The organism is Robertmurraya dakarensis (assembly GCF_900156875.1).
In the GTDB taxonomy this organism is placed as follows: Bacteria; Bacillota; Bacilli; order Bacillales; family Cytobacillaceae; genus Robertmurraya; species Robertmurraya dakarensis.
In genome coordinates, this window is the sequence record NZ_LT707409.1 from 1,302,530 (window position 1) to 1,316,443 (window position 13,914).

General features: G+C 40.4%; 11 protein-coding genes. 2 read left to right on the forward strand and 9 right to left on the reverse strand.

Annotation, left to right across the window (positions count from 1 at the left end; translation table 11 throughout):
- Window positions 1-140: 140 nt before the first annotated feature.
- The gene (locus tag CZ487_RS15210; protein ID WP_077213139.1) at window positions 141-1,697 is read right to left on the reverse strand and encodes an acyl-CoA carboxylase subunit beta; all 1,557 of its coding nucleotides are present in this window, start codon (window positions 1,695-1,697) and stop codon (window positions 141-143) included.
- A gap of 103 nt (window positions 1,698-1,800) precedes the next feature.
- Window positions 1,801-2,190 (reverse strand): EthD domain-containing protein, encoded by a 390-nt coding sequence (locus CZ487_RS15215; protein ID WP_077213140.1) that lies wholly within the window; start codon window positions 2,188-2,190, stop codon window positions 1,801-1,803.
- 202 nt (window positions 2,191-2,392) lie between these two features.
- On the opposite strand from CZ487_RS15215, the gene CZ487_RS15220 reads away from it, so the two are divergent.
- Complete coding sequence (locus CZ487_RS15220) at window positions 2,393-3,523, forward strand: glycoside hydrolase family 18 protein (RefSeq protein WP_337189742.1); 1,131 nt, start codon at window positions 2,393-2,395, stop codon at window positions 3,521-3,523.
- 22 nt (window positions 3,524-3,545) lie between these two features.
- Here the strand turns inward: CZ487_RS15220 and CZ487_RS15225 are convergent, their stop codons facing one another.
- The 5 genes from CZ487_RS15225 to CZ487_RS15240 form a co-directional block, all read right to left on the reverse strand.
- Window positions 3,546-5,360: a LysM peptidoglycan-binding domain-containing protein gene (locus CZ487_RS15225; RefSeq protein WP_077213141.1), complete on the reverse strand. Its 1,815-nt coding sequence runs from the start codon at window positions 5,358-5,360 to the stop codon at window positions 3,546-3,548.
- Window positions 5,361-5,545: 185 nt separating this feature from the next.
- Entirely contained in the window at window positions 5,546-8,317 is a 2,772-nt protein-coding gene (locus tag CZ487_RS15230; RefSeq protein ID WP_077213142.1) for an EAL domain-containing protein, read from the reverse strand.
- Window positions 8,318-8,514: 197 nt separating this feature from the next.
- Complete coding sequence (locus CZ487_RS15235; protein ID WP_077213143.1) at window positions 8,515-9,993, reverse strand: protein adenylyltransferase SelO; 1,479 nt, start codon at window positions 9,991-9,993, stop codon at window positions 8,515-8,517.
- A gap of 208 nt (window positions 9,994-10,201) precedes the next feature.
- The gene (locus CZ487_RS27730; RefSeq protein WP_272914202.1) at window positions 10,202-10,333 is read right to left on the reverse strand and encodes a hypothetical protein; all 132 of its coding nucleotides are present in this window, start codon (window positions 10,331-10,333) and stop codon (window positions 10,202-10,204) included.
- Window positions 10,334-10,534: 201 nt separating this feature from the next.
- Window positions 10,535-11,650 (reverse strand): alkene reductase, encoded by a 1,116-nt coding sequence (locus CZ487_RS15240; RefSeq protein WP_077213144.1) that lies wholly within the window; start codon window positions 11,648-11,650, stop codon window positions 10,535-10,537.
- A gap of 316 nt (window positions 11,651-11,966) precedes the next feature.
- On the opposite strand from CZ487_RS15240, the gene CZ487_RS27735 reads away from it, so the two are divergent.
- The gene (locus CZ487_RS27735) at window positions 11,967-12,092 is read left to right on the forward strand and encodes a hypothetical protein (protein ID WP_272914203.1); all 126 of its coding nucleotides are present in this window, start codon (window positions 11,967-11,969) and stop codon (window positions 12,090-12,092) included.
- Window positions 12,093-12,144: 52 nt separating this feature from the next.
- On the opposite strand, the gene epsC is transcribed toward CZ487_RS27735, so the two are convergent.
- Window positions 12,145-13,047: a serine O-acetyltransferase EpsC gene (epsC, locus tag CZ487_RS15245; RefSeq protein ID WP_077213145.1), complete on the reverse strand. Its 903-nt coding sequence runs from the start codon at window positions 13,045-13,047 to the stop codon at window positions 12,145-12,147.
- Between the two features lie 89 nt (window positions 13,048-13,136).
- Complete coding sequence (locus CZ487_RS15250; RefSeq protein WP_077213146.1) at window positions 13,137-13,844, reverse strand: MOSC domain-containing protein; 708 nt, start codon at window positions 13,842-13,844, stop codon at window positions 13,137-13,139.
- Between the last annotated feature and the right edge of the window lie 70 nt (window positions 13,845-13,914).

Below are 13,914 nucleotides of genomic sequence, written 5' to 3' on the forward strand. Positions count from 1 at the left end.
AAAGAAAGACCCATTCCCGCAGGTGGACAAGAATGGGTGTTCAGCGCATGTTCCTATCTTTTCCCTTTTGTATAAGAGAATCTATTTAGAACGCACTTATGAAACATCAATTCTTACCAAAAGATTTTCTATTAACTAGATTAAGGCCTCATACCGTGACTGGAAGGCCCTAATAGCTCCGGAAGCAGTGCATATGCATCTTTTACCCATTCGCATAGCAGTGGTCTTGTATCACGCGGATCAATAATTTCCTCAATTCCAAAATGTTCCGCTGTCCGAATTGGGGAACGAACAGCTTCCATACGTCCAAGCAGTTCTTCGATGAGGGATTCTGGATTATCGCTCGCTTCAATTTCTCTGCGATAAGCTACGTGAACCCCGCCTTCAACAGGCAGTGAGCCCCAATCTCCAGATGGCCATGCATACCTCAGGTTCAGACTGTGCCCATTTGACATCCCTGCACCGCCAACGCCGAATGATCTTCGTAAAATCACCTCAAGCATCGGAACGGTTGCTTGATATACAGCTGAAATCGCACGGACCCCTTTTCGGATTGTCCCTTTTTTCTCGGCTGGAAGACCAATGACTAATCCAGGCTGATCAACTAGATTGACAATTGGCAGATGGAATGTTTGACAAAGATCAATAAAACGTTCCATTTTTTCAGAACTCTCCGCCGTCAAGCCGCCGCCATTCACAAATGGGTCGGAAGCTAAAACGCCGACAGGGTGACCATCTAACCGGGCAAAAGCAGTGACCGTTCCCCCTCCATAATACTTGCCCATCTCAAAGATCGAATCCTGATCAAACACCATAGCAAGAATTTCACGAATTTTATAGGGACGTCTCCGATTTTTTGGAATGATGGAGATCAGCTTTTCATCCCTGCGGTTCGGATCATCGTCAGACTTGATTACAGGAGGCATCTGCCATACATTTGATGGAAGATAAGATAAAAACGTTCGAATTTGCTCGAAAGCATCTTCCTCAGACGTCGCAATGTTATCAATCGCTCCGCTTGAACGATGTACGTCAACGCCGCCAAGTTCTTCCTTAGTCAAATCCTGGCCCATTCCATATTTCACAACGGGCGGTCCAGCTACGAACAGCTGTGAGGTACCTTCCACCATGATTGAAAAGTGCGATGCTGCAACGCGCGCCGCTCCTAAGCCCGCAACAGAACCCATGCAGGCTCCGACAACAGGAACTCGTTCCATATTTGATACGACGTGATCCCAGGCAGGATTGATAGGGATATACGTAAAGCCCGTTTCATCAATCGTCTTGACGCTTCCCCCTCCGCCAGTACCATCGACAAGTCTTATCACAGGAATCTTCAAATCATGTGCAAGTCGTTCCGAATAGCCTTGTTTCCCTTTAATGGAAGCATCTGCTGCTCCGCCCCTAAGCGTAAAATCATCTCCACCTACAACGACTTTGCGCCCATCAATCCTGCCGGTTCCAAAAATAAAGTTAGCCGGTTTAAAATCAGCCAGTTCACCATGTTCGTTATATGTAGCTTTACCAGATATAGCCCCCACTTCATGGAAGGTATCAGGATCTAATAATTGATTAATTCTCTCACGAACCGTTAATTTCCCTTTTGATTTATGCTTATTAACATTCTCTTCTCCGCCCATTTTCTTCGCTAACTCTTCACGCCGGCGGATTTCCTGAATTTCTTGTTCCCAAGACATAAAAACTCCTCCTCTATTGATATATATGAATGGGTGATGAACCAATGCACTTACTATGAATCTATCTTCCATCCATTTTCATATTGTTACTACGCCGAAATCCTCATTGCTGCTCATTTTTATTAAAAATTTCACGTTCCACCCCATACCAAAGAGATGAATTTTCTAGGTCTATAAATCTTTTTTCATCTTCAAGCAATTGCTTAGATGCTAGGACCCCTTCAGGACTATTCCCTGCTTGAGCAAGTTCTTCAAAACTTGTCCACCATAACTCTGCCACTCCGTCATATTCTGCCTCCTGCGAACCACGGCTTAATCGGATGCTTTTTTGAGCCGAAGGACGTTCAAGAAGAGGTACTTGAACATAACGCCTAATTTTCAAAGCCTCCGCATGCTTTGTGACTAGTTCAGCATGTGTATTATTCCAGTATTGATCAAATTCAGCACGTGTCAGGTGAGGAAGCCGTTTCACACAAAAAGTAAGTTTAATCATGGGAAATCAATCACTCCATCTTAACCATATTACTTCTATTATATTCTAAATTTTCAGATAAATACAGTGGTTTTTTACCAAACGTTTCATTGAATTCCTCTCCTAGTACTCTTAAGTCCGCGACTCCTTAATTTTACCAGCACTTCAAAGTCTAGTAATCTGTTACAATGCTAATGTTATGAAATGTTAGGAGGAACTATGCATGCTGAAAAAACGAAACCTCCTCCTCGCCCTCGTATTGGTTATGACCTTTACAGGAGGATTTATATCGGGCAATTTTTTCTCAAATAATGATAGCAAGATTGTAACAGGGAAAAACCCTATTTCAGATAAAAGCAAAGTACACAAAGAAATTCCGATCGTTGAAAATGAAGATTCAAATGTTCTCATTGGCTATGTCCAAGATTTCCGTGACCCATATCAGGTCGATTATGAGAGCTTAACTCATATTATCTTTTCTTTCGCCCACCCGACAGCAAGCGGTGACCTTTTACTAAACGGAGACAGTGCGATTGCGAATTTGAGGACGCTCGTGTCAGAAGCACATAAGCATGATAAAAAGGCGATGTTGGCGATTGGAGGATGGTTCCATATTAATGGGGGCGAATCTTATGAATACTTTAAAAACGCGATTTCTAATCCTGATAGCCGTGATAAACTAGTCAACGAGATTACGACATTAACGCAGCGAGAAAACCTCGATGGCATCGATATTGACTTTGAACACCCGCGAACACAGAGCGATGCAGAAAACTTGACGATTTTTATGAAAGAATTAAGAAATCAGTTACAGAACAAAGAACTTTCGATTGCGGTTAATGCGAAAGTTCATAGTGTCGCAGGGACAGAAATCAATAATGTGATTTACCATCCAAATATGTTCCAATACGTGGATTATGTCAATATTATGGCCTATGACGGTCAATGGGATGGCGAATATAATGCTGCCAATTTATCACCATTTCCACATAATCAGAATATTGTTCGTTATTGGACTACCTTATTCGATGATCATGGACTTTCTAGAGAAAAACTAGTTCTGGGTGTCCCGCTGTATGCTCAGCCGGAGAACCCTGAAATTAAGCAGGTCTCTTATGGGGCAATTATTGACAACAGCCCAGAAAACGCCAAAAGCGACACAGTGGTGTTAAACGGAACCACTTATCACTACAACGGAGTAGAGACGGTTCAAAAGAAAACAAAGCTTGCGCTGGACAACGGCTTTGGCGGCATGATGCTTTGGGAAGCCGGCCATGACGCTGATGGAGCATATAGCTTAAGTGGGACGATTTCGGACGTTTTAACACAAGAAAATTTACTCGTGCAAAACTAAGAGAGGGGCAGCCCTCTCTTTTTTAAGATTTATAAACAAATGATAATGTCCTGCTGATATCACCTATATGGTCTTGATCTGCCCACAAAATAAAATACGGATATGTCGTTCCGCCGATTACAACAGGGCTTGGATATTGGACAATCACCGCTGACTGCTTTCTCATTTCTGCCGGCTGGTCCTGAGAAGGAAGGATGAGACATGCTGGCATGTTTGCAACTTGTATGGAGGTGATGCTTGGGTTTGTTCCATACGGCCTCAGCTCATGAAATGCTTCATTACGGCACACTTTCGATAGCGGACTATCCGAGGAGATCGCTGATACTTGAAAAAATCCGTCCCGCCCCTCATATCTTTCCTCCAAAACCCTTACCCAATGGCCAGGGTAAGAAAACGCTACTAGATAAGTTTCACTGACAAACATCTTTGTAGGAGACGACTGAGGTGACCATTGCAAAGCAGTTATATTTCCTCCGGATATCAACCTAATTGGTACAGGTTTGAATAAATCAGTCAGCCAAATCTCGCTGGGGAGTCCTTGATTAAAACAGCCAGATAAATAAGCAACCTTACTGCCATCCTGTGACCAGGTCAACGGAGCTGAGAAACAATTCGAAATGGCTCTGACTACATCATTTTCCCCTGTTCTCTCCACCGTTCGTATTTGTGAAAAATAACCTCTATCTTCATAAGCAGTTGCACTGTAAGCAATTGTGTTCTGGTTAGACCATTCTGGATAATAGTTTTTCGCAAGAGGCCCTCCCTTTACCTCAAAAATTCTTCCTGTATCAAGCTCAATCGTAAAAATAAGCGACACGCTGGCACCTGGAGTCGTATAAAGAACATATTTTCCATCATTAGAAAGCCGGACATCATTGTATCTTCCACCCGTGTTTCTCGTAATTTGACGCTTCTCCACTCCATCTGCATCTATGATATAAAGCTGACTTATTCCTTCCGCATCAGGTCCTTGAAATAGCAATTCCCGATTATTTGGAAACCATTGAACATCTGTCGTATTCATTTGTGGTATTTTTCTCGAAGTGTGCGTTCTGTAATGATACACGATAATTTCATTATCTTTTGAATAAGCAAGACTTTGACCATCGGGCGACCAATCTAAATAATGGCGTAATCCATCCCGAAATTGATCAATCAACGCAACCCTTTTGTTCATCACATTTACAATATATAAAATTTGATGCTTGCCGACAAAAGCAATATGCTGTTGATCATGAGACCAAAATGGGATGGTAAAAGACTCTCCTAAACCATTTGTCAGACGTGTGGCGGCACCGTTTCTCAGGTCATAAACCCATAGATCATAGCTGCCGTCTACATTAGAGGTGAAGGCAATCCTGCCTGTTCCACCTGGAGGAGCATAGGGTATGACTAATCTCATTCCAGGATAAATCAGGTCTGATGGAAGATTGTTCCTATTTTGAATATAATCGGGACGAACAGCTCCTCCTGTGACAACCTGATACCGCCTTGCAATCTCATAAAGTGTGTCCCCTGCCTGTACTACATAATAAGGAACTCCCCGCGGAACCCTGATTAACTGTCCAACCTGAATCGTGTAAGGCGGGGTTAATCCATTCTCGTCAATGATTGTTGCTTGCGGGATACCGTATACTTGAGCAATTTTATAAATACTATCGCCTGGATTGACACGAACTAAATCAACACCTGGCGGCATGGAAAGCTGCTGTCCAACATAGATCGTGTAAGGCGGTAAAAGATTGTTTGCTGCGATAAGAGATGAGATCGGAATTTGCCAACGCTGCGCAATGATGGCAACGGTCTCTCCAGAGCGGACTGTATAAAAATGCTGCACGCTGTTTCCCCTCCCTTTCAAATACATCATAAAATCCTGTCATCACCACGAGACAGTACCTGCCTATATTGTATTCTTGGTAAGGAGGATGGGTTCTGAGGAGACAAAAAAGCCCGAACCTCCCTTGTGTATGGAGATTCGGGAACATATGTGATAAAAAAACAGCATTTTGTAAATGTTTACTTTTATGCATGCATAAATCTTGTTTCAAATTCACCAATAGGGCATGGTTTACCAAAATAAAACCCCTGTACGTAACGACAGCCTTCTTCAAGCAAAAATGACAGCTCTTCTTTTGTTTCGACGCCTTCCGCAATAACGTCCATTTTTAAATGCTGTGCCATTTTGATCATTGCTGCCGTAATGCCCGCATTCTCTGATTGCGAGGAAATATTTTGGATAAACGACATGTCAATTTTAATGCCATCCAAGTTGAACGTTTTTAAATAATGAAAGGAAGAGTAGCCTGTACCAAAATCATCAATAAAAATCTTGATTCCCATACCTTTAAACTCATGTAATGTTTGCAGAATGTACTCCTCATTTTTCATCAATGAGTTTTCCGTTATTTCAAATTCCAGCCACTTTCCATCTAGCTGGTACTCTTCCAATAGCAGACGAACTTCTTCAGAGAACCTTTTTTGTAAAAATCTCGTAGAGCTAATATTGACAGAGATCGGGATAAGAGGAATTCCCGCTTCCCTCCATGCTGCCAATTGTTCGCACACTCTCCTTTTCATCCACTTTCCAATTGGAATAATCAGACCTGTCTCCTCTGCTAATGGAATAAACTCACCTGGAGAAATATACCCAATTTCTGGGTGCATCCAGCGAATTAACGCCTCAGCTCCAATGGTTCTTCCTGTAATGGCATCCACTTTCGGTTGGAAATATGCGATAAATTCATTGTTAAGCACAGCTTTTCTTAAATCTCGCTCTAAAAGCAATGACTTAATATTGCTTTTATCCATTGAATGATCATAGATCTGGAACATATCGCGTCCTACTTCTTTTGCCTTGTACAAAGCCACGTCTGCTTTTTTCATTAATTCCACAGCAGTCGTTCCCGATTGAGGATACATACTGATCCCAATACTTGCAGACACGAAAAGCTCATAATCCTCTAAATATAGAGGTGCTGCTAAGTTTTGCAGTAGGTTATTTGCTAGATCGATCACTTCATCATGACCTGTTATTTCAGGAAGAACAACCATGAATTCATCACCGCCCATACGAGCTGCAAATTGATTTTCTTTCATAACGTCTAGGATACGATTTGAAATTAATTCTAGCAATCGATCTCCAAACAAATGTCCAAGCGAGTCATTAATATACTTAAATCGATCCAAATCTATAAATAAAACAGCTACCTGCGTATTATTCTGTTCAGCCACTATTAACGACTCACGCAGCTTTTGGTCAATCCATCTTCTATTAGGCATTTTTGTTAATTCATCATGATGGGCCAGATAAGCATTCATTTCTTGTATAGTTTTCTGCTCGGTGATATCTTTGCCAATTGAATAAACACCTTTAATTTGTTTATCCAGGATAATTGGCATAAATGTCACGTTAAAAAATAGCCGTTTACCAGCGTAGTTGACGATTTCCAGCTCAAAGTTTTGCAGATTTCCCTCAAGGGCTTTTTTAAAATAGCTTTCTCTTACTTTTTCAAACTGATCGGGAATTAAGTCCTTCATAGAAAGATTTGGAATGTTTTCCTTTGAAACCCCAAAGGTCTCTTCTGCACGAGGATTCAAATCAAATACTTGCGCGTTTGTGTGATAGGTAATAACATAATCCTGGCTGTGCTCAAAAAGAGATTGATACTGCTGCTGATTTACCTGCAGTTTCTTCTGAGTAGATCTTAATTCTGAAATATCATGAACCGAACCGACTATTTCGAAGACAGCATCACCGTGTTTAATTGGTGACACATCAACATAAACAAGCTTGCCGCATAATTCAACCTCATAATTGACTCTGTTTCCTGCAAAAGCTTTTGCATAATGCTGCTGCTTTAATTTAGCAATCTCCTTAGAAAAGACATCATTAGGTGTTTTTCCAAAAAGATTGTCGGAACTAGCTCCAATTTCACTTAGAAGCTTACCTTCCGCCATTGTGTAAATGAAGTGTCCATCTTCATCTTTTTTCATTTTAAAAATCCCATTTTGAAGATTACTCATTGTATCTGAAAAATCTATTTTCATCGCTTCTTGCAGTTCTCGTTCTATGCTCATTCTTTTGGTAATATCGGTTCGAATGCTAACGAATTTATAAGGCTTCCCTTTTTCATCCAAAAACGGAACGATCGTAGTATCTACCCAATACAAGCTGCCATCCTTGGCTTTATTTTGAATTTCACCCTTCCAAATCTCTCCGCTGCCTATCGTCCGCCACATTTTTCGAAAAAATTCCTTCGAATGATAACCAGAGTTCAGAATTCGGTGATTTTGACCAATCAACTCTTCTTCCTTATACTTTGATAACTCACAAAATTTTTGATTTACAGCCGTGATGGTTCCTTTGGAATCTGTAGTAGCAATGATCGTCGAGACATCCAACGCCAATTCTATATCTGCTAATTCCTTGCTGACAGTCTTCAATTCTTCTGTCTTGTCTTGATCATCTTTCACTAATATTGCTTCATAATATTCATCTTGAAACACAAGTGATTGTGTTTGGATTTGCAATAACATTTTGCCGTCGGTATCGTTTATCCCTACTAGCTTTAATTTCTCTTTATTTTCTGAACCTGCAGGATAACGCGGAATGAGTTTCTTAATAGGAAGCTCCATCCCCTCACTGAAGTTTATATTGAACAATCCTTCTGCACGTGAGTTCATATAAATGATATTTCCGAAAGCATTCACGACTAGAACGCAGTCGGAACTTTTATTAAATAATTGAAAAAATGAGTCATTTATACACTGAACCTGTTTTATTTGTCTATTCATAATAACCTCACTGGAAGCTGTTATTTTACTCTTGATCACTTTACATTTATAGTAATTACCCCTAACTTCTTACATTTATTTTCTATCAAAGATGGCCTCTTGTATAGTACTAAAACAATAGGAACGCATTCCTAATTTCGGTAATTCAGTTAAAAAAACCAACCAAAGTTCTAGCTTGGTTGGTTTTTACGTTTATCTCAAGTACCGCAAAAAGTTCGGTATGGAATATTGGTATGTTCAGGCAATGTTGTATACTGCTCTTGTTCTGGAGAATGTGCATAAGGATTTGCTAAAACAGAAAGAAGGCGTTCCATGACACTGTAATCTCCTTTCTCTACTGCTGCTTCAAGGGCTTCTTCCACGCGGTGGTTACGTGGAATGACGGCAGGATTAACGTCCCTCATTAACTGCTGGGAAGCCTCTTTTGATTCTTGTTGTTTATTCATTCTTTCCTGCCAATTTTTATACCATGCCTGAAATTCTTCTTTACCAGAAAGAGCTGTGTCCTCCGGCTTATCAAAGGTTAATGCCCTGAATGTATTAGTATAGTCTGCCTTGTACTCCTTCATGATATTAAGAAGATCTTTAATCAAGGTTTCATCATCTTTTTCTTCATTAAACAACCCCAGTTTCGCCCTCATGCCTGCAAAATAATTCGAAAAGTACAAATCATTATACTCTCCAATGGCGCCCTGGGCTATTTCTATTGCTTCTTCATCTTTTTCATGTAGAAGCGGAAGCAAAGTCTCCGCAAGTCTGGCGAGGTTCCAACCGGCAATATATGGTTGATTGCCATAAGCATAACGTCCTTCTCGGTCAATCGAACTAAATACGGTTGCGGGGTCATAGATATCCATGAAGGCACAAGGGCCATAATCAATTGATTCACCGCTAATCGTCATATTGTCAGTATTCATTACCCCATGGATAAAACCGACAAGCTCCCATTTGGCAACCAATGATGCTTGGCGTTTGATTACTTCTTGAAGAAATAATAAATATTTGTTTTCATTTGTCCCATCAGCTTCAATGCCAGGATAATGCCGCTTTATTGCATAATCAGCCAGAACACGCAGATCCTGGACGGTCCCCCAATTGGCCGCGTATTGGAAAGTACCAACACGAATATGACTTGAGGCTACACGAGTCAAAATCGCACCAGGCAGAAGCGTTTCGCGAACAATAGACTCACCGGTTGTTACAACCGCCAAGCTGCGTGTAGTAGGAATACGAAGTCCATGCATCGCTTCACTGATTATGTATTCTCGCAGCATTGGACCAAGTGCGGCCCGTCCATCACCGCCGCGGGAATAAGGTGTTCTCCCAGATCCCTTTAGCTGGATGTCAAATCGTTCACCTGAAGGAGTCAGCTGCTCACCAAGCAATACCGCTCTGCCGTCCCCTAACATTGTAAAATGGCCAAATTGATGCCCTGCATACGCCTGCGCTAGTGGTGAAGCCCCCTTGGGGATAGCGTTCCCTGCAAACACCGCTGTTCCGCTTTCTCCGTTCAGTTCCTTAGCATTCAAACCTAGAGATACTGCTAAGGGGGAATTGAAGATGACCATTTCCGGCGAACTTACCGGACTGGGATTTTGACTGCTAAAAAACACTTCCGGGATGCGGGCATAACTATTATCAAAATTCCAACCTGTTACTTCTTTACTATTTGTCATTTTTTCTCCTTTTCTTTCTTTTTATATAAAAGCCTTCTATCAATGATTATACATGACCTATTATAAATGACACATTTTAACAACTACTTAAATCAACTTACTAATAATTTAACCAAAACCATTGCTTCTATCTCTTCCATTTTCTTTAATGGAAGGAAAATCCCATCTCTTTTATGTAAATTATACATAGAGATGGGTTTTCTTTAACCTATTTCATCTTAACTGGTGTACACACTGCATATAATCCTTCTGCAGGGTCTTTTACCTTAATCTCAATAATCTTATAACCAATATCGTTCACTTTACTCTCACTTTTACTGCCATTCATATTTTTCATCATTTACTCTTCCTCCATAAAATCATCTCACAGAAGTTAATATACGCTGGGCGTTTTCATTATGTTCCTAATTTTTTGATATGCTAGAAATGATTTCTATCTTACCATTGAAATTACCTCATATCCTAAGATTCCTCTTACTCACAAATCAAAAAAATGTCCTTCAGTTTCTCTCTCTGAAGGACATTACATCACAAGTACAGCTTATATTAAGACAGGAAGGTGCTTCCTAGCTTCATATTCCTCTAACACAAGGCCAGTTTTTATACGCTGGATAAAGTCAGGATTGGATACCATTGGACGTCCAAAAGCCGCTACATCGATCGTACCATCTTCTATAGCCTTTTCAGCTGTCACTGGATCCAGCGATCCGACTCCCACAATGACGCCGTCCCAGTATTTGCGAACAAGCTGGTGCATTGTTTTTCCATCTGCCAGCACACGAGTAAATTGCATGATGGAAGGGTGAATCATCGTTGCACCTACCTCTTTAAAGGCATCCGTAAATGTACGAATCGCTAGTTCTGGATCTTCCCACATATAATCGCCATTATCGCTTTTATGTGCAGAAAAACGGATCATCGTTCTTTCCGTACCAATTGCATCAATGACTGCCTTAAGAATCTCTTTTGTTAAAGTTAATCTTTGAGCAAGGTCGCCGCCATATCGATCTGTACGATGATTAGACACATCCGAATTGAACTGATCGATTAAATAACCATGTGCTCCGTGAATTTCTACCCCATCAAAACCGGCTTGAATCGCATTTTTTGCCGCTTGTGCAAATTGACCGACCAGTTCCTGGATGTCCTCTGTGCTCATAGCTTCAGGGACATCATAAGGTTTCCGGAAACGAGGAACGGTTCCTTCTGCTCGGATAGCAGACGGTGCCTGCGGCGGGAAGCCAGTAAGCTCATGATGTGACAACCGTCCAACATGCCAGATTTGAGCGATAATCGTTCCACCCTCTTTATGTACAGCTTCCGTGACCTTCTTCCAGCCTTCAATTTGTTCCTGCGTATACAATCCAGGAACTTTGGGATTTCCTTTACCTCGTAAACTTACAATGATTCCTTCCGTAATAATCAGTCCTACTCCATCTGCGGCACGCTTTCTGTAATACTCTACAACATCATCGCCCACTACACCCGTCTCATCGTCAGCAAAACAACGAGTCATCGGGGCCATTGCAGTACGTGTTTTCAGATTCCATGCACCAATTTTTACAGGTTCAAAAAGTTTACTATCTGAGCCTTTTTCTAGTTTTCCCCAATCTTTTATCGACGTTGGCTGGTAGATCCCTTTAACAACTTTAGTCATTTTTTCTCCTCCCATCATTTTCTTGGACAAGCTGCATGTTATTATCGAGGATTCATCATACGATCCCGCTTACAACTTCTCTGTCTATACATCAAGTTAGGATATTATCCTATAATAAAAAGATACAACACTTACCTTACATTATCAAAATTTTCAATCAACTTTTAAAAGCTTTCGACAAAACTTTTTATAAAATGACAAAACTCAAGTATTAAAGTTTACATAATAAAATTATGGTATACACAAGTGACCTAGCTCTTTCGAATAATTTTTAATCCTTGGCACAAAATATCCATGTTCAAAAGGAGGTGTAGCAATGCCAAATCTAAACGATAACAAATTCAGAAAAATACAATCAGAGAGTCAAAAGCAAGGCAAATCGTATGAAGAGTATGCGGCGGAACTCGAAATGAACAAACTGAAAAGCCAAAAGCGAAAATAACCATAAAAAAATGACTCAGAGATCGAAAGTGCGACCTTTGAGTCATCCTTACTTATCCATTTCCATTCTTAATCGTTGGTGAAGGTTGAGAATGATACACTCGAGAATATGGAGGAACAGACTCAGTTAGCCAAATATTCCCGCCAATAATTGAATCATGGCCAATAAAAGTGTCTCCTCCTAAAATAGTCGCACCTGCATAGATGACAACATTGTCTTCAATATTAGGATGACGCTTGATTCCTTTGATAGGATTGCCATTTTCATCAAGAGAAAAACTCTTTGCCCCTAATGTAACACCTTGATAAATTTTAACATGATTACCGATCTGGCAGGTTTCACCAATGACAACTCCAGTTCCATGATCGATAAAGAAATAGTCCCCTATTGTTGCTCCAGGGTGAATATCTATTCCTGTTAATTGATGGGCATATTCAGACATAATTCTTGGGATCATCGGTACACCCATCACATATAATTTATGGGCGATTCGATGGATACTGACTGCCTCGATGGAAGGATAGCTTAAAAGGATCTCTTCCGTTGACAAAGTAGCCGGGTCCCCGTTATAGGCCGCTTCAATATCGGTTTGCAATGTATTTCTTATTTCTGGGAAACTATTAATAAGATTAACGACGATTTCACTTGCTTTGTCTTCAATGGAGCTGGAATTATCTCCATCATTCTTTAATACCTTTACGATCAAATCCTTCAAATCTAACGCCGATGTACGTAAATTATTTCCTATCATTATATTAACTTTATTTTCATCAATCGGGTATTTATCGTAAACACCAGGAAAAAGTGCGGATCTAAAGTGATGAAGGATTTTGTAAATACTTTCCTTCCCAGCAAAACCTATCGTTTTATCGATAAAAAAATTACTTTTATTGATCGATTCTAGCGATTCTGCTATATGGGGGATTTCGCTGTTTAACCATTCGTTAAGTTTCATACTGTTGTCACTCCTCAAATACAAATAATACCATAATATTTTAAAAATTTAAATTGGAAGTTTTCAAGACTAGGTGAGAATAGCCCTTATTATTTATTCGGTCCAAAAACTCGCTTATCAATCGAAGAACTTTCACCTGCTAAACGTTTTGATAATGTTTCTTTCCAGCTATCTGCCAAAAATTCGCAAGAGGCAAGCTCCTTCGCAAGCTGTAAATCATCTTTTTTGACATGCATGACTTCATTACACTTAGCAATGGTCCACTCCGGACATGGTCGTTCCAGTAAATTCAACTCTAATTTATCATGAACATATGCTTCTTTCAAAATACGAAAATACCATCCGGTTCTCCCTGATTGCTGAATTTTTAACGCAAAGTCTACAATGCGAAAACGACGTGCCGGTTTCCAGCACGGCTGGCGGGGTTGAGACACTTGAATAATACCTTCCCCAAACTGATAGGTATCACCTAAACAAACAGATTGCTCATTCATACCGTTAACGGCTAAATTTTCCCCCATTGCTCCTATCTCAATAGTATCAAGATGCAGTTCTTTCTCCCAAAAATCATAATGTGTAATCGGATAGGCAAATATTGCTTTTTCTATTCCACCATGATTTTTCGTATCTGCTACTTCATCCCCTGCTAATCCCGTCACTCCAAGCCAAATTTTACCTTCAACAGACTTTTTAAACATCGCACTCTCCCACTGCTTGTCCATTAGTGGTTCTGCATCAGGCTGTCCAATTTTTTTCACTTTCCCAACTAATAATTTTTCAATATATGGCTTAGTCATCGTAACTCCCCCCTTGTTAACAACACTCTTCATATAATAACAGTATACTATATGGCAACAATGATTACGT